This is a genomic window from Micromonospora chaiyaphumensis (assembly GCF_900091435.1).
GTDB classification, from domain to species: Bacteria; Actinomycetota; Actinomycetes; order Mycobacteriales; family Micromonosporaceae; genus Micromonospora; species Micromonospora chaiyaphumensis.
The window spans coordinates 299,025-323,572 of sequence record NZ_FMCS01000008.1 but is presented as its reverse complement, the minus strand read 5'-3'; the positions used below and the strand labels follow the sequence as shown (position 1 = coordinate 323,572).

General features: G+C 73.3%; 28 protein-coding genes. 13 read left to right on the top strand and 15 right to left on the bottom strand.

Going from position 1 to position 24,548, the window contains the following annotated elements; genetic code table 11:
* Nucleotides 1–41: 41 nt before the first annotated feature.
* Together GA0070214_RS22580 and GA0070214_RS22575 are read right to left on the bottom strand one after the other, a co-directional pair.
* Nucleotides 42–707 (bottom strand): hypothetical protein, encoded by a 666-nt coding sequence (locus GA0070214_RS22580; RefSeq protein ID WP_091267516.1) that lies wholly within the window; start codon nt 705–707, stop codon nt 42–44.
* On the bottom strand, nt 704–1,369 hold the full coding sequence (locus GA0070214_RS22575) for a helix-turn-helix domain-containing protein (RefSeq protein WP_091267512.1): 666 nt from the start codon (nt 1,367–1,369) through the stop codon (nt 704–706). The genes GA0070214_RS22580 and GA0070214_RS22575 overlap by 4 nt, the downstream gene beginning before the upstream one ends.
* A 111-nt stretch (nt 1,370–1,480) precedes the next feature.
* Here GA0070214_RS22575 and GA0070214_RS22570 point away from each other — a divergent pair, with 111 nt between their 5' ends.
* Nucleotides 1,481–2,278, top strand: a complete 798-nt coding sequence (locus GA0070214_RS22570; protein WP_091267671.1) for an alpha/beta fold hydrolase — start codon at nt 1,481–1,483, stop codon at nt 2,276–2,278.
* A gap of 9 nt (nt 2,279–2,287) precedes the next feature.
* Here GA0070214_RS22570 and GA0070214_RS22565 read toward each other — a convergent pair whose 3' ends face one another.
* The 4 genes from GA0070214_RS22565 to GA0070214_RS22550 all read right to left on the bottom strand — a co-directional run bounded on the left by GA0070214_RS22565 (nt 2,288) and on the right by GA0070214_RS22550 (nt 5,824).
* Nucleotides 2,288–3,247 (bottom strand): asparaginase, encoded by a 960-nt coding sequence (locus GA0070214_RS22565; protein WP_091267508.1) that lies wholly within the window; start codon nt 3,245–3,247, stop codon nt 2,288–2,290.
* 94 nt (nt 3,248–3,341) lie between these two features.
* The gene (locus tag GA0070214_RS22560; protein ID WP_091267506.1) at nt 3,342–4,169 is read right to left on the bottom strand and encodes a beta-keto acid cleavage family enzyme; all 828 of its coding nucleotides are present in this window, start codon (nt 4,167–4,169) and stop codon (nt 3,342–3,344) included.
* 117 nt (nt 4,170–4,286) lie between these two features.
* On the bottom strand, nt 4,287–5,399 hold the full coding sequence (gene ygfZ / locus GA0070214_RS22555; protein ID WP_091267503.1) for a CAF17-like 4Fe-4S cluster assembly/insertion protein YgfZ: 1,113 nt from the start codon (nt 5,397–5,399) through the stop codon (nt 4,287–4,289).
* Nucleotides 5,396–5,824: a Fur family transcriptional regulator gene (locus GA0070214_RS22550; RefSeq protein WP_091267500.1), complete on the bottom strand. Its 429-nt coding sequence runs from the start codon at nt 5,822–5,824 to the stop codon at nt 5,396–5,398. The genes ygfZ and GA0070214_RS22550 overlap by 4 nt, the downstream gene beginning before the upstream one ends.
* Before the next feature lie 67 nt (nt 5,825–5,891).
* On the opposite strand from GA0070214_RS22550, the gene GA0070214_RS22545 reads away from it, so the two are divergent.
* Nucleotides 5,892–6,740 carry an aminotransferase class IV gene (locus GA0070214_RS22545; RefSeq protein ID WP_091267497.1) on the top strand — a complete coding sequence of 283 codons (849 nt, stop codon included), beginning with the start codon at nt 5,892–5,894 and terminating at the stop codon, nt 6,738–6,740.
* Between the two features lie 102 nt (nt 6,741–6,842).
* On the opposite strand, the gene GA0070214_RS22540 is transcribed toward GA0070214_RS22545, so the two are convergent.
* Both GA0070214_RS22540 and mtfM read right to left on the bottom strand, forming a co-directional pair.
* On the bottom strand, nt 6,843–7,433 hold the full coding sequence (locus GA0070214_RS22540; protein ID WP_091267494.1) for a heme-binding beta-barrel domain-containing protein: 591 nt from the start codon (nt 7,431–7,433) through the stop codon (nt 6,843–6,845).
* A complete protein-coding gene (gene mtfM / locus GA0070214_RS32855; protein WP_275587258.1) occupies nt 7,427–7,531 on the bottom strand; it encodes a small membrane protein MtfM in 105 nt (34 codons plus the stop codon). Before mtfM ends, GA0070214_RS22540 begins: the two co-directional genes overlap by 7 nt.
* Nucleotides 7,532–7,543: 12 nt before the next feature.
* On the opposite strand from mtfM, the gene GA0070214_RS22535 reads away from it, so the two are divergent.
* From GA0070214_RS22535 to GA0070214_RS22525, 3 genes are all read left to right on the top strand, one after another.
* A complete protein-coding gene (locus tag GA0070214_RS22535) occupies nt 7,544–7,918 on the top strand; it encodes a DsrE family protein (RefSeq protein WP_091267491.1) in 375 nt (124 codons plus the stop codon).
* 84 nt (nt 7,919–8,002) lie between these two features.
* Nucleotides 8,003–8,383, top strand: coding sequence for an SCP2 sterol-binding domain-containing protein (locus tag GA0070214_RS22530; RefSeq protein ID WP_091267488.1), 381 nt, complete (start codon nt 8,003–8,005; stop codon nt 8,381–8,383).
* Nucleotides 8,380–10,434, top strand: a complete 2,055-nt coding sequence (locus GA0070214_RS22525; RefSeq protein ID WP_091267485.1) for an amylo-alpha-1,6-glucosidase — start codon at nt 8,380–8,382, stop codon at nt 10,432–10,434. Before GA0070214_RS22530 ends, GA0070214_RS22525 begins: the two co-directional genes overlap by 4 nt.
* Before the next feature lie 9 nt (nt 10,435–10,443).
* On the opposite strand, the gene GA0070214_RS22520 is transcribed toward GA0070214_RS22525, so the two are convergent.
* The 6 genes from GA0070214_RS22520 to GA0070214_RS22500 form a co-directional block, all read right to left on the bottom strand.
* Complete coding sequence (locus tag GA0070214_RS22520) at nt 10,444–11,295, bottom strand: hypothetical protein (RefSeq protein ID WP_091267482.1); 852 nt, start codon at nt 11,293–11,295, stop codon at nt 10,444–10,446.
* A 133-nt stretch (nt 11,296–11,428) separates the two neighbouring features.
* The gene (locus tag GA0070214_RS22515) at nt 11,429–11,752 is read right to left on the bottom strand and encodes a DUF1416 domain-containing protein (protein ID WP_091267476.1); all 324 of its coding nucleotides are present in this window, start codon (nt 11,750–11,752) and stop codon (nt 11,429–11,431) included.
* 5 nt (nt 11,753–11,757) lie between these two features.
* The gene (locus GA0070214_RS22510) at nt 11,758–12,606 is read right to left on the bottom strand and encodes a sulfurtransferase (RefSeq protein WP_091267472.1); all 849 of its coding nucleotides are present in this window, start codon (nt 12,604–12,606) and stop codon (nt 11,758–11,760) included.
* 203 nt (nt 12,607–12,809) lie between these two features.
* Nucleotides 12,810–12,887, bottom strand: a complete 78-nt coding sequence (locus GA0070214_RS32945) for an Ms5788A family Cys-rich leader peptide (protein WP_311202345.1) — start codon at nt 12,885–12,887, stop codon at nt 12,810–12,812.
* 84 nt (nt 12,888–12,971) lie between these two features.
* Nucleotides 12,972–13,757 carry an LmeA family phospholipid-binding protein gene (locus GA0070214_RS22505; protein ID WP_091267468.1) on the bottom strand — a complete coding sequence of 262 codons (786 nt, stop codon included), beginning with the start codon at nt 13,755–13,757 and terminating at the stop codon, nt 12,972–12,974.
* Nucleotides 13,758–13,828: 71 nt separating this feature from the next.
* Entirely contained in the window at nt 13,829–14,872 is a 1,044-nt protein-coding gene (locus GA0070214_RS22500) for a hypothetical protein (RefSeq protein ID WP_091267464.1), read from the bottom strand.
* A 249-nt stretch (nt 14,873–15,121) separates the two neighbouring features.
* Between GA0070214_RS22500 and GA0070214_RS22495 the strand changes: the two genes are divergently transcribed.
* From GA0070214_RS22495 to pstB, 7 genes are all read left to right on the top strand, one after another.
* On the top strand, nt 15,122–15,835 hold the full coding sequence (locus GA0070214_RS22495) for a winged helix-turn-helix transcriptional regulator (protein WP_091267462.1): 714 nt from the start codon (nt 15,122–15,124) through the stop codon (nt 15,833–15,835).
* Nucleotides 15,836–15,993: 158 nt separating this feature from the next.
* Entirely contained in the window at nt 15,994–16,863 is an 870-nt protein-coding gene (locus tag GA0070214_RS22490) for a polysaccharide deacetylase family protein (RefSeq protein WP_091267458.1), read from the top strand.
* 66 nt (nt 16,864–16,929) lie between these two features.
* A complete protein-coding gene (mshD, locus tag GA0070214_RS22485) occupies nt 16,930–17,856 on the top strand; it encodes a mycothiol synthase (RefSeq protein WP_091267454.1) in 927 nt (308 codons plus the stop codon).
* Between the two features lie 298 nt (nt 17,857–18,154).
* Entirely contained in the window at nt 18,155–19,258 is a 1,104-nt protein-coding gene (gene pstS / locus GA0070214_RS22480; protein WP_091267451.1) for a phosphate ABC transporter substrate-binding protein PstS, read from the top strand.
* 41 nt (nt 19,259–19,299) lie between these two features.
* Complete coding sequence (gene pstC / locus GA0070214_RS22475) at nt 19,300–20,385, top strand: phosphate ABC transporter permease subunit PstC (RefSeq protein WP_091267448.1); 1,086 nt, start codon at nt 19,300–19,302, stop codon at nt 20,383–20,385.
* Nucleotides 20,382–21,470 carry a phosphate ABC transporter permease PstA gene (gene pstA / locus GA0070214_RS22470; RefSeq protein WP_091267445.1) on the top strand — a complete coding sequence of 363 codons (1,089 nt, stop codon included), beginning with the start codon at nt 20,382–20,384 and terminating at the stop codon, nt 21,468–21,470. The genes pstC and pstA overlap by 4 nt, the downstream gene beginning before the upstream one ends.
* Nucleotides 21,471–21,490: 20 nt before the next feature.
* The gene (pstB, locus tag GA0070214_RS22465; RefSeq protein ID WP_091267442.1) at nt 21,491–22,267 is read left to right on the top strand and encodes a phosphate ABC transporter ATP-binding protein PstB; all 777 of its coding nucleotides are present in this window, start codon (nt 21,491–21,493) and stop codon (nt 22,265–22,267) included.
* Between the two features lie 71 nt (nt 22,268–22,338).
* Here pstB and GA0070214_RS22460 read toward each other — a convergent pair whose 3' ends face one another.
* Nucleotides 22,339–23,529 carry an epoxide hydrolase family protein gene (locus GA0070214_RS22460; protein WP_091267439.1) on the bottom strand — a complete coding sequence of 397 codons (1,191 nt, stop codon included), beginning with the start codon at nt 23,527–23,529 and terminating at the stop codon, nt 22,339–22,341.
* A gap of 62 nt (nt 23,530–23,591) precedes the next feature.
* Between GA0070214_RS22460 and GA0070214_RS22455 the strand changes: the two genes are divergently transcribed.
* A complete protein-coding gene (locus GA0070214_RS22455) occupies nt 23,592–24,548 on the top strand; it encodes a helix-turn-helix transcriptional regulator (protein WP_091267437.1) in 957 nt (318 codons plus the stop codon).

The window sequence follows — 24,548 nt, the reverse complement described above, 5'->3', positions numbered from 1 at the left end:
GTCCGACAGGACGGCGTCCGGGGTCTCGGTCCAGCTTCGACTCACTCGGCGGCCGGGCGGGTCCGCTTCGTCGCCTTCGGCAGCTTCGCCGACGGGGTGGCCTTGGCGGCGGTCGCCTTGGTGGCCCGGGTCCGCTTCACGGTGGCGGGCTTGGCCTCGACGGCCTCGGCCACCTCGGCCGGGGTGGGCACCTCGGCCGGCGCGGCCGGGGTGGTGACGGCCTCGGTCGCCTCGATGTCGGCGTTCACCGTGTCGGCGGCCTCCAGCACGCCCGCGCCGACGACCCGCTCACCGCGGGCGACCAGCTCGGCGTACGCGGCCAGCGCGCGCTCCTGCGCGGCCTGTGCACCGGCCAGCACGGCGGCGGCGTTGCGGCCGGCGGCCTCCCGCAGCTTGTCCAGGTTGGCGGCCTCGCGCAGCTTCTCCAGGTTGGCGGCCTCGCGGAGCTTGTCGAGGTCGAGGTCGGCCGAGCCGGCCTTCTCCCGCAGCCCGGTCGCGGTCAGGTTGGCGGTCTTCAGCGTCTCGGTCGCCTTCTGGCGCAGCTCGAAGCCGGTGAGGACGGCCTTGCCACCGAGGTCGGCGACGACGCGGGTGCCGAGGCCACCGACCACCGTGGGCAGCTTGCGCAGCTGCTGGAGGGCGAGCTCGCCGGCACCGGCCGCGGCGTACACGGGGGCCGGGATGCGGTTGGTCTTCGGCTGGGTCATGACTGCTCCTCTTCGGCCGCACCGGCGGCCTTCCGGACCACCCGGCGGGCGGTCTTCTTCTGGGGGACGGCGGTGGTCGGGGCGGGCGCGTGGCCCGCCTCGGTGACGGCGACCGACTCGAGGACCGCCTCGGTCGGGGTGCCGTCCGGTGTCGTGGGGCCGGTCGCGGCCGGCGCGACGGTGGCCGGGGCCTCCGGCGCGGTGGCCGGTTCGGTGGCCCAGACCTCCGGCGCGGCGGCCGGCTCGGCGGGCTGGGCCGGTTCGGTGGCCGCCTGGGCCGTGGCGGTCGCCTCGGCTGCCGTGGCGGTCGCCTCGGCCAGGCGCGCGTTCTCCCGGCGGAACGTCTCGTAGATCTGGGTGAGGGACTGCTTCTGGGCCATGGTCAGCTCGGGGTCGACGGCGATCGCCGCGAGCACGCCCTGCCCCTCCCTGTCGTCCAGCAGCCCGGCCCGCAGGTACATGGCCGGGGTGGAGACCCGCAGCGCGCTGGCGAGTTGCTGGAGCACCTCGGCACTCGGCTTGCGCAGGCCGCGCTCGATCTGGCTGAGGTACGGGTTGCTGACGCCGGCCTGCTCGGCGAGCTGCCGCAGTGAGATCTTCGCGTTGCGGCGCAGGTCGCGAATGAACCCGCCGACGTCGGGAAGGTCCTTACTGGTGGCCATGACTCCACGCTAGCTCGCGGTGCTAGCTGCTGCAAGCAAAGTGCTTGCCGGAGTTAGCGAAGTCACGCATCGCCGCTTGCGTGCCGGGTGTCCGGTCCGTACCGTGCCCCCGTGGCCAAGATCGAAGTGAATGGTGCCCTGCTCGCGTACGACGAGGCGGGCACCGGCAGCCCCGTGGTGCTGCTGCACGCCGGCATCGCCGACCGCCGGATGTGGCGGGGGCAGGTGCCCGCGCTCGCCGCCCGGCACCGGGTCATCGCCGTCGACCTGCGCGGCTACGGCGACTCCGAGCTGCCACCCGCCCCGTTCGCGCACCACGACGACGTGATCGGGCTGCTCGACGCGCTGGGCGTGCCGCGGGCCGCCCTGGTGGGCTGCTCGTTCGGCGGCAAGGTCGCGGTGGACACCGCGCTGGCGTACCCCGAGCGGGTTTCCGCGCTGGCCCTCTTCGGCGCCCCGGTCTCCGGCAACGAGTGGTCCGAGGAGACCGAGCGGCTCTGGGAGGAGCTGGTCGGCGACGTGGACCCGGAGGACTTCACGGCGACGGCGGCCGGCGAGGTGCGGTTCTGGGTGGTCGGGCCGACCCGCGAGCCGGCCGGCGTCGACCCGGAGCTGATCCGGTTCGCCGAGGAGATGGACCGCCGGGCGCTCGCCGCCGAGCAGGCGCTCAGCGCGGTCGACGCCGGCGAGCTGGACCCGCCGGCGATCGACCGGCTGGCCGAGCTGCGGATGCCGGTGCTGGCCGGCGCGGGCGCGGACGACCTGGGCGACATCCGCCGGCTGGCCGACCGGATCGCCGCCGAGGCCCCGCAGGGCGTCCGGCTGCCGGACGTGCCGGACGCCGGTCACCTGCTGCCGCTGGAGCGCCCCGAGCCGGTCAACGCCGCGCTGCTCGACTTCCTCCCCTGAGGACGGCGGCTACCAGAGCGGGCGGACCCCGCCGACCGGCAGGCCGCCGCCGAGCAGCGGGATCTCGGCGTACTCGGTCAGCACCGGCGCCTCGACGCCGAGCCGGCGCAGCGCCGACACCAGCACCGGCATCCGGGCCCGCCCGGCGCCGTCGTCGATCTTGAGCGCCACCGCGCCGACGTCCGGCACCGCCGCGGCGATCACACCCTCCGCGCCGACCTTGGCCAGCAGCCCGGGTACGCCGCGCATCAGCCGGGTGTCGTCGGCCTGGGTGCCGCCCACCAGTTCCGGGTACGCGCGCATCGCGTCGGCCACGGTCCGCTCGACGGTGCCCGGCTCGGCGGAGACCAGCCGCAGGAAGGCCCGCGCCAGCCCGGTCAGCGAGACGGCGAGCACCGGGGCGCCGCAGCCGTCCACCCCGACGGCCGCCGCCTTCTCGCCGGTGAACTCCTCGATGGCGGCGGTGAGCCGCTGCTGGAGCGGGTGCTCCGGGCGCCAGTAGCCGTCCAGCGGCCAGCCGGCGGCCAGGCAGGTGAGCAGCATGCCGGTGTGCTTGCCGGAGCAGTTCATGAGGATGCGGGACGGGCCGCCACCGGCGCGCAGCACCGCCTCCCGGGCCGCCTCGCCGACCGGCAGGTCCGGCGGGCAGTGCAGCGCCTCCTCGGCCAGGCCGGCGCCGCGCAGCAGCGCGCGGACCCGCTCGACGTGGAACTCCTCGCCGGCGTGGCTCGCCGAGACGAGCGCCACGTCGGCCGGGTCGGTCAGCGGCAGGCCGGCCCGGAGCATGCCGATCGCCTGCATCGGCTTGTTGGACGACCGGGGGAAGACCGGCGAGGTGGCGTCACCCGCCCCGGACACCGGCGCGCCGGCGGCGTCGAGCACCGCCACGGACCCACGGTGGACACCCTCCACGAAGCCGGACCGGACCACCTCGGCGAGCGGCACGCCGCCCTCGTACGTCTTTCCCACGAGGTGGACGCTACCGACGGGCTCGGCGGGCCCGGCACCGGGGTGACCAGGGACGTCGGCCGCCCGCGTACAGGGGCGGCGGCCGGGCCGTCGCTTACAGGCCGAGCAGCGCCCGGGCCGCGGTGGTGGTCAGCGGCGGCCGCTGGGCGAGCTGGGCGAAGCCGACCGCGCGGGCGACCAGTTGCATGTTGGACTCGACCGGCCGGCCCTTGGCGTAGGTGACCGTGTCCTCCATGCCGACCCGGAGGTGACCGCCGGCCGAGAGCGAGGCCAGCATCACGGGGATGGTGCTGCGGCCGATGCCGGTGGCCGAGAACGTGGTGCCCTCGGGCAGGTCGCGCAGCATCTGCTGGGCGGCCACCAGCGTGGCCGTGGTGCCCGGCATGCCGCCCGGCACCCCCATCACGAAGTCGACGTGCACGTGCCCGCCGTGCGGCAGGCCGTACTTGCCGAGCAGGCGCTGAAGCGCGGTGAGGTGGCCGAGGTCGAAGATCTCGTACTCGGGGACGACGCCCCGCTCCTGCATCCGGGTGTGCAGGTCGACGATGAACTCCCAGCGGTTGAGGAACACGTCGTCGCCGAAGTTGACCGTGCCCATGGTGCAGGAGGCCATGTCCGGGCCGGCGTCGAGCACGGCCAGCCGAGCGGCCTCCGGGTCGGTCACCGCGCCGCCGGAGGAGAGCTGCACGATCAGGTCGGTGCTCTGCCGCAGCGCCGCCACGGTCTCCCGCAGCCGGCCCTGGTCGAGGGTGGGCCTCGCCTCGTCGTCACGGATGTGGACGTGGATCACGGCGGCGCCGAGCGCCTCGCACTCCTTGGCGGTCAGCAGCAGCTCGTCGAGGGTCACCGGCAGCGCCGGCACCTCCGCCTTGGCCGATTCCGCGCCGGTGGGGGCAACCGTGATCAACGTCCCTGTGGTCATGCCCGGATCCTAAACCGCCGACTCCCCTCCGGTCGACAGCCCGAAGCTGCAGGATCGGGCGCGACAGCCGCCGGAAACAGAAGATTTTCCGTCTTGCCGCCGCCGGAGCGGCATCCCTTACGCCGGGTCGATGGCGGCGGCCGTCTCCCCCACCATCAGCCGGGCGTCGTCGGCCACGTTCCGCTTCACCACGGCGAGGGCGATCTGCCCCAGCTCGAAGTGGTGGACCGCGGTGCCCACGAAGCCCACCGCCCGGCCGTCCAGCGTCACCGGCGTGCCGACGGCCGGCGGCTGGTCGGTGGTCACGCCGTCCAGGTGCAGCAGGACGAGCCGGCGCGGCGGCTTGCCCAGGTTGTGCACCCGGGCGACCGTCTCCTGCCCGCGGTAGCAGCCCTTGTCGAGGTGCACGGCCGGGCCGATCAGGCCCACCTCGGCGGGGATGGTCCGGTGGTCGGTGTCCACCCCGGCCCGGGCCCGCCGGGCGGCCACCCGCACCGCCTCGTACGCCCACAGCCCGGCCACCGGCACGCCGGCGCCGCGCAGCTCGTCGACCACCTGGGTCATGGCCGGCCGAGGCACCAGCAGGTCGACGCCGAGCGCGACCCGCCGGGCCCAGCCGCCGACGGGCAGGGGCTTCACGTCGTACACGACGGAGGGCCGGGACGGCAGCTCGCCGGAGCGGAACTTCGGGCCCGGCACCGCGGCCACGTCGGGTTCGGCCAGCCCGGTGACCCCGAGGGTGTCGAGGGCGCCGGTGGCCTCCGGGCCGACCAGCGAGAGCAGCGCGTGGTCGGCCGTGACGTCCCGCGGGTCGACCTTGCTGAAGAACCGCATCTTCTCCAGGTAGGACAGGAGGCCGCCGGTCATCCCGGGCTCGGTGTCCAGCCAGGTGGTCTCGCCGTCCTCGGCGACCAGGGCGTGCTGCTCGACGTGCCCGTGCGGGGAGAGCACCAGCAGCTCGGTGCCCTGCCACGGGCGGAGCGCGGCCAGATGCTGGCTGGTCAGCGTGTGCAGCCAGGTCATCCGCTCCTCGCCGGGGACCGCGACCACACCCCGGTGCGAGCGGTCGACCAGGCCGACGCCGGTGGCCAGGGTGCGCTGCTCGCGCATCGGGTCGCCGTAGTGGGCGGCCACCGGGCCGACCCCGGCCGCCCGGTGGGCCGGCTCGGGCTGCTCCCGGGTCTCCTCGTCGATGGCCTCGGCCGTCACGGCGCCCGCGATGTCGATCATTTGCTCTCCCCGTCCTCGCACTGGCCGCAGACGCCGAAGAGCGCCACGTGCCCGATGTCGACCTGGAATCCCCGCTGCGCGGCCAGCTGGTCGGCCAGCGGCCGGAGCAGCTCGGGGTCGATCTCGTCGATCGCGCCGCACTCCCGGCACACGAGGTGGACGTGCTGGTGCTCACCGGCCGCGTGGTAGGTCGGCGACCCGTGCGACAGGTGGGTGTGGGTCACCAGCCCGAGGCGTTCCAGCAGCTCCAGCGTGCGGTAGATGGTGGTGATGTTGACCCCGGCGGCCACCTCGCGCACGGCCGTGTGCACCTGCTCCGGCGTGGCGTGCCCCAGATCCATGACGGCCTGAAGGACCAGCTGCCGCTGCGCCGTCAGCCGCAGCCCACGGGAGCGGAGCAGTTCCGCGAGGGAGGATTCGGACACCGTCCGATCATAGTTCGGCCGCCGCGCCGGTCCGGCCACCGGCGGCGTACGCCACTACGCTGCGCTCGTGGTGGCGACGCGGGTGGCCGTGCCGGGCCGGGGTGTCGTACCGGCCGGCGAGGCGGTGCTGCGCGGCGACGACCGGGGCGTGCTGCACGGCGACGGCCTCTTCGAGACCCTGCACCTGCGCGGCGGGGAGCCCTGGCTGCGCGACGCCCACCTGGCCCGGCTGCGGGCCGGCGCGACGGCGCTCGGGCTGGCCCTGCCGTCCACCGACGTGCTGGTCGAGCTGCTGGACACGCTTCGCGCGGGCTGGCCGCCGGAGGTCGAGGGCGCGCTGCGGCTGGTCTGCACCCGAGGGCCCGAGGACGGCGGGCCGCCGACCGTCTACGCCACGCTGGGCGAGGTGCCGGCCGCCGCACGGCGGGCCCGGCGGGACGGGGTGACGGTCGCCACCCTGCCGCTCGGGGTGGCCGCCCGGTCCCGCCCCGAGCTGGGCTGGCTCCCGGTCGGTGTGAAGTCCACCTCGTACGCGCTGAGCACCGCCGCCCGCCGCTGGGCCGAGCGGGCCGGGGTGGACGACGTGCTCTGGGTCTCCACCGACGGCTACGTACTGGAGGCGCCCACGGCGAACGTCGTCTGGCTGAGCGGCGGCACCCTGTGCACGGTGCCGGCCGCGACCACCGGCATCCTCCCCGGCGTCACCGCCGCCTGGCTCCTGGCCAACGCCGACGAGCTGGGCCTCACGATGGACGAACGCCTACCGACCCCGGCCGACCTGCACGAAGCGGACGCCATCTGGCTGACGTCCTCCCTCCGCGGCCTGGCCGAGGTGGTTTCCCTGAACGGACTCCCCCGCCCACGCTCCCCCCTGACCACCCCCCTCCAAACCCTCCTGGGCTTCCCGCCTCGTTGATCATGAAGTTAGCGGCGTTCTGCGTCCGATTTGTCGCCGCTAACTTCATGATCACCGGGGCTGGAGGCGGGGGAGAGGGAGTTGGGCTGGGTGGGAAAGGGGTCAGCCGGCTACTCGGGTCAGGCGGGCTGAGAGGTGGGGGCTCAGGGGGTGGCCCACGGCGGCCATTTCCTGGGCGTAGAGGAGGGCGCCCTCGACGATGCCGAAGAGGCGGGCGCCGGCCGTGACCTCCTTGGCCGTGGCGGTCCGGACCACCGCGTCGGTGGCGAACTCGATCTGCGTGCCCTTGCGCTTGCCGATGTGCAGCTCCATCACGCCGGTGGGCGTGGTCATGAGCGCTTCCAGCTCGTCGGTGACCCGGTCGCCGTCCAGGACCGGACGCCACCAGCCCACCTCGCGGCCGGCCGGGCGCACCGGGCGGCTCTGCTCGTCGAGGATCCAGGCACGGGACTCGTAGAACAGGAAGGGCCGGCCGTCGTGGCTGATCCGGATCTCCTGGGCGAAGTCGAAGTCCTCGATGGTGGGGAACCCGCCGCGGCCCCGCCCGCGCCACACCCCGATGTACGGCAGCAGCCCGTCCAGGCTCCGGTGCAGCTTCGGGCCGACGCGCAGGTCGTGGCTCTCCTCGTACGGGTACGGGTCGACCGGCGGCGCGTTCAGCCACGGCGGCTGAAGCGGGTTCTCACTCACCATTTGCCTCTCGAGATGCGGACTGCGACGTAGACGAGGCCACCGGCGAGCGCGCCCAGGCCGGCGACCAGCAGGCTGACGAACCCGATCTCGGTAACCATCCCGGCCATCCTATGCTGGGCGGCATGGCCCGCACTCTCGTCGTCAAGGCCACCGCCGGCGCCGACGCCCCGGAGCGTTGCGCACAGGCCTTCACCGTCGCCGCCACCGCGGCCGCCGCCGGGGTGGACGTGTCGCTCTGGCTCACCGGTGAGTCGACCTGGTTCGCACTGCCCGGGCGCGCGCAGACCTTCGAGCTGCCGCACTCCGCGCCGCTGGCCGAACTGCTGCACGTCATCCTGACCACCGGCAAGGTGACCGCCTGCACGCAGTGCGCGGCCCGCCGCGACATCGGGGCGGACGACGTCATCCCCGGCGTACGGATCGCCGGGGCGGCCGTCTTCGTCGAGGAGACGATGGCCGAGGGCGCCCAGGCCCTGGTCTACTGACGCCGCTCGGCACCAGGGGATGTCCGTTCCGCGTGGACTGGCGATCCTCGCCCGACATGTCCGACCGCTGCCTACGATCCTGATGTGGGTGAGGCGATCGAACAGTTCTTCGCATCCCTGCCGGCGCGTGCCCCGGCAGTGCTGCGCAGTCCGATCCGTGGCCACCTCCAACTGGACCTGACCACCGAGAACCGCACCGAGCACTGGTATCTGGAGCTGGCGCCCGGGACGGTCCGGGTGACCCGGGAGCAACTGCCGGCCGACGCCGTCTTCACCGTCAGCGCCGACCTGTTCGAGGAGCTGATCACCGGCCGGGAGCAGGGCATGGCGGCGGTGCTGCGCAACGAGGCGACGTTCAGCGGCAACGTGGTGCTGTTCCTGGTGTTCCGCCGGTTCTTCCCCGATCCGCCCGGCGTCCGGGACCCGCGGGAGACCGCCCGCGAACACGTCCGGCGGTCGGGATGAAGGCACGTGTCAGCATCCTGGACGGCAACACCTTCCTGGTCTGCGACCGGCGCGGCGACATCGAGCCGTCGTTCGACTTCCCCACCGGGCTCTTCTCGTTCGACACCCGATTCATCTCGACCTGGCTGCTCACCCTCAACGGGCAGCGGCTGCACGCGCTCTCCATCGACGACTCGATGTCGTACCGGACCCGGTTCTTCCTGGTCCCCGGGGAGCCCACGCACTACCTGGACGCCAAGGTCTCGGTAATCCGCAGCCGGTCGATCGGCGGCAGCTTCGACGAGGAGCTGACCCTGCTCAACCACTCCGGTCAGGAGGTGGAGTTCACCCTCCGGCTGGACATCGGCGCCGACTTCGCCGACCTGTTCGAAATCAAGCACCAGCGCCAGAAGAAGGGGCGGACCACGCCCACGGTCGGCGAGAACCAGCTGCGGCTCACCTACCGGCGGGAGGGGTTCCATCGGGAGGCGGTGGTGGACAGCAGCGCGCCCGCCGAGGTCGACCGCGAAGGGCTGACCTACCGGGTCCGGGTCGGGCCGCACGGCGAGTGGACCACCCAGCTGCAGATCGCGACCAAGATCTTCGGCGCCCGGGGGCAGGACATCCGGGCCACCCTGCCGCTCGGCGGGCAGCGCTCCGTGGCGGCCATCCACGCCGAGCAGAACGAGCTGATCGCGCGGGCCCCGAAGCTGGGCTGCGACTGCCAGCCACTGGCCGGGGCGTACCGGCGCAGCCTCAACGACCTGGCCGCCCTCCGGTACGAGTCGATCGCGCTGGGCGTACGGCTGCTCGCCGCCGGCCTGCCCTGGTTCATGACCCTGTTCGGGCGGGACAGCATCTTCACGTCGCTCCAGGTGCTGCCGTTCCTGCCGGAACTGGTCCCGCCCACCATCGCCATGCTGGCCGCTCTCCAGGGCAGCCGGGTGGACGACTTCCGGGACGAGGAGCCCGGCAAGATCCTGCACGAGCTGCGCTACGGCGAGACAGCCGGCTTCGAGGAGCAGCCGCACTCGCCGTACTACGGCTCGGCCGACACCACGGCGCTGTTCGTGATCCTGCTCGACGAGTACGAGCGGTGGACCGGGGACGCGGCGCTGGTCAAGCAGCTGGAACAGTCCGTCCGGGCGGCGCTGGCCTGGCTCGACACGTACGGGGACCTGCTCGGCACGGGTTACGTCTGGTACCTGACCCGCAACCCGGAGACCGGCCTGCAGAACCAGTGCTGGAAGGACTCCTGGGACTCGATCTCCTACTCCGACGGCCGGCTGCCGCCCTTCCCCCGGGCCACCTGCGAGCTCCAGGGCTACGCGTACGACGCCAAGCTGCGGGGCGCCCGCCTGGCGCGTACCTACTGGAACGACCCGGCGTACGCCGACCGGCTGGAGCGCGAGGCGGCCGAGCTGAAGGAGCGGTTCAACCGGGACTTCTGGATCCCGAAGCGGGAGTACTACGCGCTCGCCCTCGACCCGGACGGCCGGCACGTGGACTCGCTCTCCTCGAACATCGGGCACCTGCTCTGGAGCGGCATCGTCGACGAGTCCCGTGCGGCGACCATCGCCGGGCACCTGCTCGGGCCGCGGCTCTTCTCCGGCTGGGGCGTGCGGACCCTCGCCGACGACCAGGGCCGCTACAACCCGATCGGCTACCACGTCGGCACGGTCTGGCCGTTCGACAACTCGATCATCGCCTGGGGCCTGTGGAAGTACGGCTTCCGGGAGGAGGCCGGGCAGATCTGCGAGGCCATGCTGAGCGCGTCCCGGTATTTCAACGGGCGGCTCCCCGAGGCGTTCGCCGGCTACGAGCGCGACCTCACCGACTATCCCGTGGAGTACCCCACCGCGTGCAGCCCGCAGGCCTGGTCGGCCGGCACTCCCTTGCTGCTGCTGCGGGTGATGCTCGGCCTGGAGCCGCAGGGCGAGCACCTGATCATCGATCCCGCCGTGCCGGCCGGGATGGGCCGGGTGGAGCTGCTGGACATCCCCGGCCGGTGGGGCCGGGTGGACGCCCTGGGCCGCAGTCGCGGTCCGCGCGACCAGCGCCACGGGCGCTGACCGATTGCGTCAGGCCGGGCAGGGGGTGGTGACCGCCACCCGGATCAGGTTATCGACCCGCTCGGCCAGCACGGCCGGATCGCCGGACCGGGCGTAGACGTCGACGGAGTCGCGTACCGCCGGGGCGCCGGCGCCGAACGCGGCCGCCAGCGACGCCTGCCCCACGCCGGCGGTCTCCGCCCTCGCGGTCCGGGCCGTGCCGCCGCCGGGGCACGGCGCCACGAGCACCTGGACCGGCCCGGCCGTGCCACCCCAGCGACCCATCGCCCGGGTGGCCTCGGCGGTCTCCCGCCCGGCGTCGGCCGCCGGGGGCCGGTAGCCCGCGCCCACCGGCCGGCAGCCGCTCGCGGCGGTGAGCAGGACCCGGCCGGGCCCGCCGGCCCGGCCCTCGACCGCCACGAACTCGCCGGCGTCGGCGCGCAGCCGCGGCTCGCCGTCGAACGTCGCGACGCCCGCCCGCCACTCCGGCGGCAACCGGTCGGCCACCCGCTGGAGCAGTTCACGCACGTCGTCACCGGCCAGCACGACCTCGACGCCCCGCTCCAGCTCGACGCCGTCGTCCAGCGGGGTGACCCGGCAGCCCCGCTCGATCCGGTCCGGCAGGAGGGCGGGCACGCCGTCCCGCCCGACCGCTGCGGTCAGGCGGCCGACGGCCCGGTCCACGACGGGACCGGCCTGCTCCAGGGAGCGCTGCTCCTTCACGGTCGGCGGGTCGTGCCGCACCGACCACCAGGTGAGCCCGGCGAGCAGCACCGCCCACGCCGCCGTGGCGGCCACCAGCCAGCGCAGCCGGCGCCGGCCGGGATCCGGCTGGTCGGGACGGGTCGGCGGGGCGTATCCCGCCTGGACGGCACCACTCACCGGGTCATGGTGTCACGCCGCGACGACCGCCCGGTCCGCGCCTCGACGCATCAACGCAGCAGGGCGGCGGGCCATCAAAACGGCTCGTGGCCCGCCGCCCTTGGCAGGCGGCGGGCCACGATCAGAGCGTGGGTCAGGCGGCGACCGTGACGGTCACCTCGTTGATCCCGCGGGCGGCAGCCACGGCGGTGTCGCCGTTGCCGTGCCGGGAGAGCGCCCGCAGGGTCCAGGTGCCCGGCGCGGCGAAGAACCGGAACTGACCGGCCGGGGAGGTCACCACCTCGGCGGTGAACTCGCCCGTCGAGTCGAGCAGCCGGACGTACGCGCCCGGCACGGCCTCGCCGGACTCGGCCTGCACCAGGCCGGTGATGACGGTCTCCTTCTCCAGGTCCAGGCTGGCCGGGAGGGGGGCGGCCTGGTCCGGCGCGGCGCAGCCGGCAGCGGTGGGAGCAGTCATGAAGATCAGGCCTCCCCGGGCTCGTCGCCGAGCGCGACCGGCACGCCGACCAGCGAGCCGTACTCGGTCCAGGAGCCGTCGTAGTTCTTCACGTTGCGGTGGCCGAGCAGCTCCTGGAGCACGAACCAGGTGTGCGAGGAGCGCTCGCCGATCCGGCAGTAGGCGATCGTCTCCTTGCCGTCGTCCAGCCCGGCGTCGGCGTAGATCCTGCGCAGCTCGTCGTCGGACTTGAAGGTGCCGTCCTCGTTGGCCGCCTTGGACCACGGCACGCTGATCGCGGTCGGCACGTGGCCGGCCCGCTGGGCCTGCTCCTGCGGGAGGTGGGCCGGGGCGAGCAGCCGGCCGGCGTACTCGTCGGGGCTGCGCACGTCGACCAGGTTCTTGGTGCCGATCGCGTCGACGACCTCGTCGCGGAACGCGCGGATCGAGGTGTCCGGCGTCTGCGCGACGTACTGCGTCGCCGGGCGCTCCACCTTGTCGGTGACCAGCGGGCGGGCGTCCAGCTCCCACTTCTTGCGGCCGCCGTCGAGCAGCTTGACGTCCCGGTGGCCGTAGAGCTTGAAGTACCAGTACGCGTACGCGGCGAACCAGTTGTTGTTGCCGCCGTAGAGGATGACGGTGTCGTCGTTGCCGATGCCCCGCTCGGAGAGCAGCGCCGAGAACTGCTCCTGGTTGACGAAGTCCCGGCGCACCGGGTCCTGGAGGTCGGTGCGCCAGTCGAGCTTGACGGCGCCCGCGATGTGGCCGGTGTCGTAGGCCGAGGTGTCCTCGTCGACCTCGACGAAGACGACGCCCGGGGCGTCGATGTTCTTCTCGGCCCACTCGGCCGAGACGAGTGCGGTGTCGCGACTCATCAGATCACTCCCTGTGAGGATGGATGGTGAGCCAGCGCGCGGAGATCGAAGTCGGTGATTGTCGCACCACGCGCGGGACCCAGAGCTAGGAACGGATCACGGGTACGTGCGACGGCGCCGCTGCCGGGCGATCAGGGGGAAAACCGGAGGGTACGCGGACCCTGTGGCCGGTGGCCGCTAAGCGGCCGAGGACAGCTCCGCCGTCAGATGACGGGGCGACACAGGCAGGTGGCCACGCGGCACAGGTCGACCGCGCGCCGTTTGGTGAGGAGCGTCCCCATGGATCGGGAGCCTACCAGCCGGCCCGCCGGACGCCACCGGGCCGACCAGCATCCGGGACACCGCCGGGGCGGGCGGGCGGAGCCTCAGCCGGCCGAGTTGATCGGCACGTTGCGCGCGTCGGCGTCGACCACGAGACCCTCCGGCCTGGGCTCCACCTTGCGCACGTTGAGCTGGAAGGGCAGCTCCGGCAGGGGCACGTCGATCGAGATGCCCCTGGCGTAGTTGGCCAGCAGCGTCTTCGCGAGCGGCAGGTTGGGCAGGCCCTCGGCGGTCAGGTCGTTGAAGCGCAGCGCCACCTTGCCGCCCGCGACCGTCACGTCGGCGGTGCCGTTCACGGTGAGCTTGGCGCCGAGGATGTCGACCGGCGCGGTCACCGCGAGCTTGCCGTTCCGCTCGCCGAGGGTGAGCCCGGGGCGGTCGAGCAGCTTCGCCAGGCTGTCGTAGGTCACCGTGCCCCGGCCGTCGACGCTCTCGGCCACCACGTCACCCTGGCCGGAGCGGAGGGTGTCCAGCGACGCCTTGACGTCGTGCGCGTCCACGTCCAGTCGCGGCACGTCGACCGCGTCGCCCTGCACGTTGCCCCGCACGTCGGTCAGCACGATCGAGATGCGCTCGTACTTGCCGGCGAGCACCTGGGTGAGGAACGGGAAGCCGCCCACCTCGACCTGGGGCGCCGAGGACTGCGCGTCCTGCTTGGCGACCTCCTTCTTCACCTGGTCGGCGATGGCGCGCTCGGCGACACCGGCGGCCACCCGGTCGGCGACGACCAGGAGCCCGGCCAGGACCAGCAGCAGGACGACGAAACCGACCAGCACCTTCCGCCCCCGCCGCCGGGGCCGGCCCTCGTTCGCCGGGTACGCCTCTGCCACGCCGCCTCCTGCCCTCGCCGCCGATCGCCGCAACCGTACTTACCCGGAGCGCCGATTCCCCAACCGCGCGCTCAGAGGAAGAGCACGCACATGGCGTACGCGGCCGGCGCCGCGAGCGCGAAGCCGCCCAGCGGGCCCTGCATGTGCCGGGCCACCCACATGGTCGGGGGCTCCCCGGCCATGAGCCGGCCCGCCTCGGCGTACCCCACGGCGAGGTCGGCCAGCACGGCCGTGCCGGCGGTGACCAGGCCGACCAGCGCGGCGCTGGTCGGGGTGAAGCCGACCAGGTAGCTGCCGAGCAGGGCGCTGGTCAGGGTGCCGAGCATGGCGCCGGCGACCACGCCGGCGGCGCCCCGGGGCACCTGCGGGGCGAGCCGCGGCCAGGGGGCGACGGCGTCGGTCAGCCGGGCCACCAGCAGGGCCACCCCGGTGGCGGTGAGGCAGACGGTGATCGCCTGGGTGCCCTTCGGGATCCGGCTCAGCACGATCAGCGTGGCGAACGCGACCACCCCGACCACGATCAGCAGGGTGCTGCCCAGCGAGTCGGTCACCCGGACCCGGTCGACCCGGCGGACGAGCTGGCCGAGCACGCCGAGCACGAAACCGGCGGCCGCCGCGTAGCCGAGGGGGGCCAGGCCGGCGATCTCCGACTGCACCGCGGCGGCGTCGGCGATCCCGGCCGCACCGGCGCTGACCAGCGCGACGACCAGCAGCGCGGGCGGGCGCATGGCCATCGTCCAGGCCAGCACGAAGAGCAGTTGGACGCCGAAGATGATGAACGCGAAGGGCAGCCGGTGCCCCGGGCCGGCGGTCTGCGCGCCGAGCACCAGGCCGACGCCGAGCAGCGCGGCGAAGCCCGCGACGGTCAGCGCGAGCGGGCGGCGCACCGGGACCGGGGGCACCTCCTCCTCGGGCGCCTCCTCGGACTCGTCGTCCGGTCGGCGGCCCGGTCCGCCCTTGCGGAGCCGGCGGGGCCCCTTCCGCTCCCGCCCGCCGTCGTCGGTGGGACCGGTGCGCGGGGCCGGCGGGTAGCCACGGGCGGGGCCGGCGGGGCCGGGAGCCGCGCCGTCGGACCACGGGTCACGGCCGGTGTCGGGCGAGGTGGAGGGAAACACGCCCCGATCGTGCCAGACCGGGCCGGCCGGGCGGAGTCACGGTTTCGGCAACGTTAAAACCCGAGCCGCGAGCAGGGGCAGATCAGACAAACAGGAAAGGGTACGGAGGTGACGGCCAGGCGATCGGTTACGCTCAAGCCGTTACCCGCCCGTCAGCGACGCCGGGACCCACGCAAGTTCTCAGCGCCACCCCTCCGGAGTGCCGCTGGTCGCGCGCGGCCGCAGAGCCGCCGGGACGGAGGTGATCGTGTGGAGCTCCTGCTGCTGGTGACCGCGCGCGCAGGTGAGCCATCGGCGGTGCTGCCGGCACTCGACCTGCTGCCGCACTCGGTCCGCACCGCGCCGCGCGACGTGCGCACGCTGGTCTCCGGCCCGACCCCGGACGCCGTCCTCGTGGACGCCCGCGCCGAGCTGAGCGAGGCCCGGGCGACCTGCCGGATGCTGCACGCCACCGGGCTGGGCGTCCCGCTGGTCGCGGTCGTCACCGAGGCCGGCCTGATCGCACTCAACGCCGACTGGGGCGTGGACGACGTGATCCTGGCCGGCGCGGGCCCCGCCGAGGTGGAGGCCCGGCTGCGGCTCGCCGTCGGCCGGCTGAGCAACGCGACGGCGGGCGCCGGCGGCTCGATCCGGGCCGGCGAGCTGACCATCGACCCGGACACCTACGCGGCCAAGCTGAAGGGCCGCCCGCTCGACCTCACCTACAAGGAGTTCGAGCTGCTGAAGTTCCTCGCCCAGCACCCGGGCCGGGTGTTCACCCGGGACCAGTTGCTCCGCGAGGTCTGGGGCTACGACTACTTCGGCGGCACCCGCACGGTCGACGTGCACGTCCGGCGGCTGCGGGCCAAGCTCGGCTCGGAGTACGAGTCGATGATCGGCACGGTGCGCCAGGTGGGCTACAAGTTCGTGGTGCCGCCGTCGCGCTCGCTGCCGGAGTCGGAGCCCGCCCCGCTGCCCGTCTGAGCGGAGGCTCGTCGCCCCCGTCCCCCATCGGGGATGCTTAGCCCCTTTCACCCTTTTTGCCCACTCAGTCAGACCTACTCTGACTGCCGGATCTGCCGGGCGAAGGGGGCGACGGTGCGTGCGTTGAACACGGGGGCGACGAACGGTCGGGCCGGCTGATGTCGGCCTCGACGCTCCGCGCGGCCGGGATGGTGACGTTGGTGGTGGCCGCGCTGCTCGGCTCCGCGTTCGCGCTCGGGCGCAGCCTCATGCCCGAGGACCCGCCCCGGGGCAACGGCGTGGCGGCCAGCGTCCGCGCGCCGCACTACGGCGACCAGCCGCCCAGCACCGAGTTTCCCGGCCCGCCGGGCGGCGGTTACGGCGAGCCGAGCCCCACCGCCAGCCCGAGCTCCCCCAACCCCAGCCGCCGGGCCGGCGACAGCGAGGGCCCGTACGGCGCGGAGGTCAGCACCGGCTCGGCCCGGATCGCGCTGACCTTCGACGACGGCCCCGACCCACAGTGGACCCCGCAGGTGCTCGCCCTGCTCAAGGAGTACGGCGTGCGGGCCACGTTCTGCGTGGTCGGCGAGAACGCCGATGCTCACCCCGACCTGGTCCGGTCGATCGTGGCCGACGGACACACGCTCTGCAACCACTCCTGGAACCACGACATCACGCTGGGCGAGCGCTCGCCGGAGGCGATCCGGGACGACCTGAGCCGCACCAACGACGCGATCCTGGCGGCCGCCCCGGACGCGCGGATCGCCTACTTCCGGCAGCCGGGCGGCGCCTGGACCCGCCCCGTGGTGTCGGTCTCCGAGGAGCTGGGCATGACGCCGCTGCACTGGGCGGTCGACCCGACGGACTGGCAGGCGCCCGGCGCCGCCAGGATCGCCGAGGTGGTGCTGGCCGAGACCCGGCCGGGCTCGATCGTCCTCATGCACGACGCGGGCGGCGACCGTTCCGGCACGGTCGAGGCGCTGCAGCACCTCCTCCCCGAACTGCTGCAGCGCTTCCAGCTCGAGGCGCTGCCCACCGGCACCACGTGATCACCGCCACCGCACGGTGCCCGCGTCCGGCATGATCGGCGGCCCGCCGGCCGCTACGGTGGCGGAATGAGCAGCACCACGCCGACCGCCGACCGTGTCGCCCGCGCCGACCGGCTGGCGCCGGTCGAGGTCGCCGAGGTGCTGGCGCTGGCCCGGATCGCCGGTGACGCGGACGGCGCGGACCCGCTCGACGAGCACGTGCTGCTCCGGCTGCGCGACCCGGAGGCGCCCGCCGTGCACCTCACGGCCCGCGCCCCCGACGAGACCCTGACCGGGTACGCCCACCTCGACACCACCGATCCGGCGAACGGGATCGGGGTGGAACTGGTGGTGCATCCGGCGTACCGGCGGCGGGGCACCGGCCGGGCCCTCGCCCGGGGTGTGCTGGCCGCGGCCGCCGGGCCGCTGCGGGCCTGGGCGCACGGCGACCATCCGTCGGCCGCCGCGCTCGCGGTCGACCTGAGCTTCACCCGTGCCCGGGTGCTCTGGCAGCTGCGCCGCCCGCTGACCGCCGCGCTGCCCGAGCCCGCCCTGCCCGAGGGCGTACGGCTGCGTGCGTTCCGCCCCGGCGAGGACGACGACGCCTGGCTGGCGGTCAACAACGCCGCCTTCGCGGAGCACCCCGAGCAGGGCCGGTGGACCCGCGCCGACCTGCGGGTGCGGCTCGCCGAGCCGTGGTTCGACCCGGCCGGCTTCCTGCTCGCGGAGGATTCGGCGACCGGCCGGCTGCTCGGCTTCCACTGGACCAAGGTGCACGAGCGGCCGGGCTCGGCCCGGATCGGCGAGGTCTACGTGCTCGGCGTGGACCCGTCCGCGCACCGCGGCGGCCTCGGCCGGGCGCTCACCACGGCCGGCCTGTCCTACCTGCGCGACCGGCGCGGGCTGGACCGGGTGATGCTCTACGTGGACGACTCCAACAGCGCCGCGGTGGCCCTCTACGAGCGGCTCGGCTTCGCCCGCTGGTCGGCCCACGTCAACTACCACCTCGGCTGACCCCGGGCGCCACCTCCCCGGCCACCGAACGGCGGTCACGGCCGCGTCACGCGGTGGACTCGGCCGGATAACGGGTGCCCGGAAAAATCGTACTATTAGCGATAGTGGCTTGCGAGTTCACGAAATGGACAACGCGCCCTCAGGCTACGGCCACCGGGCCGGCCGTGCCTGTTCATCTTCCGTTCACTTCCGACCGGCGAACCGTCTACCTGGCACTTCTACCTTTCCTTTCAGCCGGTCAGCGCCGGCACCCGGGAGACCGGGCGACCTGACAAAGACGTGAAGGGAAACCCCTCAGGTGAAGCTCCAGCGGCACGGCGCCATTGCCTGCCTCGCTCTTACCGCGGTGCTTGGTCTCAGCGCCTGTGGCTCGGACAACAACGAGCCGACCGGCACCTCCGCCTCGGGCTCCGCCGCCGCGGCGGACTGCGCCACCGGCACGCTGAACGCGCAGGGTTCCTCCGCGCAGAAGAACGCCATGGCCGAGTGGATCAAGGCGTACCAGCAGAAGTGCTCCGGCACCACGATCAACTACGAGCCGAGCGGCTCCGGCGCCGGCGTCCAGGCGTTCATCGCGGGCACCGCCGACTTCGCCGGCTCCGACTCCGCCCTCAAGGAGGACGAGCAGCCGAAGGCCGACGCCAAGTGCGCCGGTGGCCAGGCCCTCAACCTGCCGATGGTGATCGGCCCGGTCGCGATCGTCTACAACGTCAGCGGCGCGGACAACCTCCAGTTCAGCCCGGCCACCCTGGCGAAGATCTTCGCCGGCAAGGTGACCAAGTGGGACGACGCGGCGATCAAGGCCGACAACCCGGACGCCAAGCTGCCGTCGACCGCGATCCAGGCGGTGCACCGCTCCGACGAGTCGGGCACCACCGACAACTTCACCAAGTACCTGTCGAAGACCGCCACGGCGGACTGGACCTTCGAGAACTCCAAGGCGTGGAAGGCCCCGGGCGGCGTCGGCGCGGCGAAGTCCGACGGTGTGGCCAGCAAGGTCAAGGGCACCGAGGGCACCATCAGCTACGTCGAGTGGTCCTACGCCGAGAACTCCAGCCTGAAGATGGCCAAGGTCAAGAACGGCAACGGTGAGTTCGTCGAGCTGACCGGCGACTCGGCCGGCAAGACCATCGCCGGGGCCAAGTTCGAGGGCCAGGGCAACGACCTCAAGATGTCGATCGACTACAACACCAAGGAGGCCGGGGCGTACCCGATCGTCCTGGCGACCTACGAGATCGTCTGCAGCAAGGGCCTCGCCGCCGACAAGCTGCCGCTGGTCAAGGGCCTGCTGAGCCACGCCGCCAGCTCCGAGGGCCAGCAGGAGCTGGTCGAGCTGGGCTACGCCCCGCTGCCCGAGACGGTCCGCACCAAGGTCGAGACCGCGGTCAAGAGCCTCTCCTGACGCACTGACCACACACCTCCTCTACCGAAGCGAGCGAGCAGATGGGTGACACCCCTCACCGCTCGGCGCACGCCGGCACCGGCGGGACCCGCGTGGCCACGAGCCACGAGTGGCCCGCCGGTGCCTCGGCGCGTGTGGCCGAGCCCTCCGGCATCCCTGGCATCCCCGACAACGGCCTGGGTGGCGGCGGTGGGCTGCCCCGGGCCCGGGCCTTCGGCGCGGAACGCGCGTTCCGTGGCCTGACCCTGGCCGCCGGCACCACCGTCCTGGTGGTCATCGCGGCCATCGCGATCTTCCTGATCGCCAAGGCGGTGCCGGCCCTGCGGGTCAACACCGAGTCCTTCTGGACCTTCGAGGGCTGGTTCCCGAACGACGACCCGCCGAAGTTCGGCATCGGCGCGCTCGCCTTCGGCACCGTCCTGAGCTCGCTGCTGGCGCTGCTCATGGCGGTGCCCGTGGCGCTGGGCATCGCCCTCTACCTGTCGCACTACGCCCCGCGCCGCCTGGGCAACGCCCTCGGCTTCCTCATCGACCTGCTGGCCGCCGTGCCGAGCGTGGTCTTCGGCCTGTGGGGCCGCGACTACTTCGCCCAGCCGGTCGCCGACCTGTCGGCCTGGCTGAACAAGTACTTCGGCTGGATCCCGATCTTCGGCGAGGGCCCGTACGGCAGCTCGATCCTGCTCGGCTCGGTGGTGCTGGCGATCATGGTGCTGCCCATCGTCACCTCGCTCTCCCGCGAGGTGTTCCGGCAGACCCCGACCGCCAACGAGGAGGCCGCCCTGGCGCTCGGCGCCACCCGCTGGGAGATGGTCCGCACCGCCGTCCTGCCCTACGGCCGGCCGGGTGTCATCGCCGCCGTGATGCTGGGCCTGGGCCGGGCGCTCGGCGAGACCATCGCGCTGGCGCTGACCCTCGGCTCCACGTACGCCATCTCGTTCAACATCCTGCAGAGCGGTGGCAACTCGATCGCCGCGAACATCGCGAACCGGTTCGCCGAGGCGAACGACACCGGCCGGGGCGCGCTCATCGCCTCCGGCCTGGTGCTCTTCGCGATCACGCTGATGGTCAACATCACCGCGCGGGCGATCATCTACCGCCGCCGCGAGTTCACGGAGTCGGCCGCATGACCACCACCGTCACCTCCCACCGCCCGCAGCCGCCGGCCCAGCCGCTCACGCTGCGGGCCCGGCGACTCCCGGCGTACGCCGCGCCCGCCATCGCCGTCGTGGCACTGCTGGTCTCGGCCGGCATCGTCTACGGCGCCGGCATCGGCGGCCCGGTCCTGGTCGTGGTCATCGCCGCGCTGCTCTACCTGGCCGGCCTCTACACCGCCGCGAAGGCGGTGGAGGGCCGGCGGGCCGCCCGCAACCGGACCTGGAGCGCGCTCATCCACTCCGCCTTCGTGCTGGCGGTGCTGCCGCTGGCCTCGGTGGTCTGGACCCTGGTGAGCAAGGGCACCGAGCGGCTGGACGGCAACTTCTTCGGCACCTCGATGAACAACATCGGGGCCCGGGACGCCAACGGCGGCGCCTACCACGCCATCATCGGCACCCTGGAGCAGGTCGGCATCGCCACGCTGATCACCGTCCCGCTCGGCGTGCTGTGCGCGATCTACATCGTCGAGTACGGCCGGGGCCGGTTCGCCTTCACCATCCGCTTCTTCGTGGACGTGATGACCGGCATCCCGTCGATCGTCACCGGCCTGTTCGTGCTGGCCTTCTGGGTGCTGGTCGTCTCGCCGTGGTTCAACGACGGCCGGCCGGGCTTCTCCGGCTTCGCCGCCGCGCTGGCCCTGAGCGTGCTCATGCTGCCGACCGTGGTGCGCTCCACCGAGGAGATGCTCCGCCTCGTGCCGGCCCCGCTGCGCGAGGGCGCCTACGCCCTCGGCGTACCGAAGTGGAAGACCATCCTGCGGGTCGTGCTGCCGACCGCGCTGCCCGGCATCGTCACCGGCATCATGCTCGCCATCGCGCGGGCGGCCGGCGAGACCGCGCCGGTGCTGCTCGTCGCCGGCGGCGGCGCCGCGATCAACTTCAACCCGTTCGAGAACAACCAGTCGTCGCTGGCCCTCTTCGTCTACCAGCAGGCCGGCGAGGCCTCGAAGTACTCGCCGGCGCGGGCGTGGACCGCGGCGCTGACCCTGGTCGTCCTCGTCCTCGTCCTGACCGTCGCGGCGAAGTTGCTGGCCCGTCGTAACCGGCTCGGCCGATGAACCCCGGAGGTACCGCCACCATGGCCAAGCGCATCGAAGCCACCGACGTCACCGCCTACTACGGCGGGTTCAAGGCGATCGAGAACATCAACCTGACCGTCGAGCCCAAGACGGTCACCGCCCTCATCGGCCCGTCCGGCTGCGGGAAGTCCACCTTCCTGCGGTCGATCAACCGGATGCACGAGGTGCTCCCGGGTGCCCGGGTCGAGGGCAGCCTGACCATCGACAACCAGGACATCTACGACCGCGACGTCGACGTCACCGCCGTCCGCCGGATGATCGGCATGGTCTTCCAGCGGCCGAACCCGTTCCCCACCATGAGCATCTTCGAGAACGTGGTGGCCGGCCTGCGGCTCAACGGCGTCCGGCGCAAGTCGATCCTGGAGGAGGCGGCCGAGAAGGCGCTCCGCTCGGCGAACCTCTGGGACGAGGTGAAGGACCGGCTCGGCAAGCCGGGCGCCGGCCTCTCCGGCGGTCAGCAGCAGCGGCTCTGCATCGCCCGCACCATCGCGGTCGAGCCGCAGGTGGTGCTCATGGACGAGCCCTGCTCGGCACTGGACCCGATCTCCACGCTGGCCATCGAGGACCTGATGTTCCAGCTCAAGGACAAGTTCACCATCATCATCGTCACGCACAACATGCAGCAGGCCGCCCGGGTGTCCGACCGGACCGCCTTCTTCTCCATCGAGAAGACCGGCGACCCGGGCCGGCTCATCGAGTACGACAACACCCAGAAGATCTTCAGCAACCCGAGCCAGAAGAAGACCGAGGACTACATCACCGGCCGCTTCGGCTGAGCCGCTGACAAGCCCGGTCCGCGAGGGCCCCGGTCGATCCCGACCGGGGCCCTCGGCGTGTCCGCGCCGGCTCAGCGCAGCGCGGCGAAGAACCGCCGGAGGTCCGTCACCAGCAGGTCGGGCACCTGGTGGGCGGCGAAGTGCCCGCCCCGGTCGTACGTGTGCCAGGAGACGATGTTCTTGTGGTCGCGCTCGGCGAGCGTGCGGATCGACTGGAAGTCCCAGGCGAAGTTGGCCAGGCCGAGCGGCACGGTGGTCGGCTCCGGCACCGCCGTGCCCCGGCCGTTGACCTTCTGTGTCGGGTGCACCACCTCGGCGTCCTCGTAGTAGTAGCGGGCCGCCGAGGCGGCCGTGTTGGTCAACCAGTAGATCGTCGTGTTGGTGAGCACGTGGTCGACGTCGATCTGGTCCCCCATGAGCTGGCCCAGCCAGCCGAGCAGGCCCACCGGCGAGTCGGCCAGCGCGTGCGCGACGTTCTGCGGCTCGGTCGAGTGCAGCTTGTCGTAGGCGCCCCGCCGCTGCACGAACCAGTCGGCGAACGCCACCTTGCCCCGCTCCTCCTCGGTGAGCGCGGCAAGCTCGGCGGGGTCACCGGACGGCAGGGAGAAGACCTGCGTGACGTGCACCCCCAGCACGTGCTCCGGGTCGGCCCGGCCCACCTCGGGGGAGACGAACGCGCCGAGGTCGTTGCCGGCCGCGCCGTACCGCTCGTAGCCGAGGCGGCGCATCAGCTCGGCCCAGGCCCGGGCCACCCGGTGACGGTTCCAGCCGCGCTCCCGGGTCGGCCCGGAGAAGCCGAACCCCGGTACGGACGGGATGACCAGGTGGAACGCGTCGGCCGGGTCGCCGCCGTGCGCTCGCGGGTCGGTCAGCGGGCCGATCACGTCCAGCCACTCGGCAACGGTGCCCGGCCAGCCGTGGGTGAGGATCAGCGGGGTGGCCCCCGGCTCGGGCGAGCGGACGTGCAGGAAGTGCACCCGCTGCCCGTCGATCTCGGTGGTGAACTGCGGGTACGCGTTGAGCCGCGCCTCCCACTCCCGCCAGTCGTAGGTGGTGCGCCAGCGCTCGGCCAGCCGCCGCACCCAGCTCAGCGGGACGCCGTACTCCCAGCCGGGCGGGACCGGGCCGGCGGGAGCGGCCGGGGCGGGGTCGGCAGGCAGTTCCTCGGCCCAGCGGGTCCGGGCCAGCCGGTCGGCGAGGTCGTCCAGGTCGGCCTGCGTCACGTCGATGCGGAACGGGACGATCGCGGTGTTGTCAGTCATGCCCCGAGCGTAGGAAGGGATTAGGAACGGTCCATTCCTAATGCGCTGGCAGAATCCGGGAAATGTTGGAGACCTCGGCGCGACTGCTGCGCCTGCTGTCGCTGTTGCAGACCCCGCGCGACTGGACCGGCGCCGAACTGGCCGACCGCCTGGCGGTGAGCACCCGCACCGTGCGCAACGACGTGGAGCGGCTGCGCGCACTCGGCTACCCGGTGCACGGCACCCGGGGCGCGGTCGGCGGCTACCGGCTGGGCGCCGGCGCGGCCCTTCCCCCACTGCTCCTCGACGACGAGGAGGCGGTGGCCGTGGCGGTCGGGCTGCGTACGGCGGCGGGCGGCAGCGTGGCCGGCATCGAGGAGACCTCGCTGCGGGCGCTGGCCAAGCTGGAGCAGGTGCTCCCCCACCGGCTGCGGCGCCGGGTCACCGCCCTGCACACGCACACCGTCCGGGTCCCGCACGACCAGCCCGGCCCGACCGTGGACGCCGGGACGCTCAGCCTGATCGGGGCCGCCTGCCGCGACCGGGAGCGGCTGCGCTTCGACTACGTCCGGCACGACGGGACCGCCGACCGGCGGGACGTCGAGCCGTACCGGCTGGTCAACTGGGGTCGGCGCTGGTACCTGGTGGCCTTCGACCCGGCGCGGGACGACTGGCGCACCTTCCGGGTGGACCGGATCAGCCCGCGTACCCCGACCGGCCCCCGCTTCGCGGCCCGTGACCTGCCCGGTGACGTGGTGGACCGGGTCCGGCACGGGGTCTCCGCGGCCGCGTGGCGGCACCGGGCCACGGTGCGCGTGCACGCCCCTGCCGAGGTGGTGGCCGACCGGATCAACCCGGCCGTCGGCACCGTCGAGCCGGCCGGCGACACGGCCTGCCTCCTGCACACCGGCGCCGACCGGCTGGAGACCATCGCGGTCTGGCTCGGCCTGCTCGACCTCGACTTCACCGTCGAGGACCCGCCCGAACTGGCCGACCTCCTGCGTACCCTCGCGGCCCGCTACCTCCGCGCCGCCGGGTGA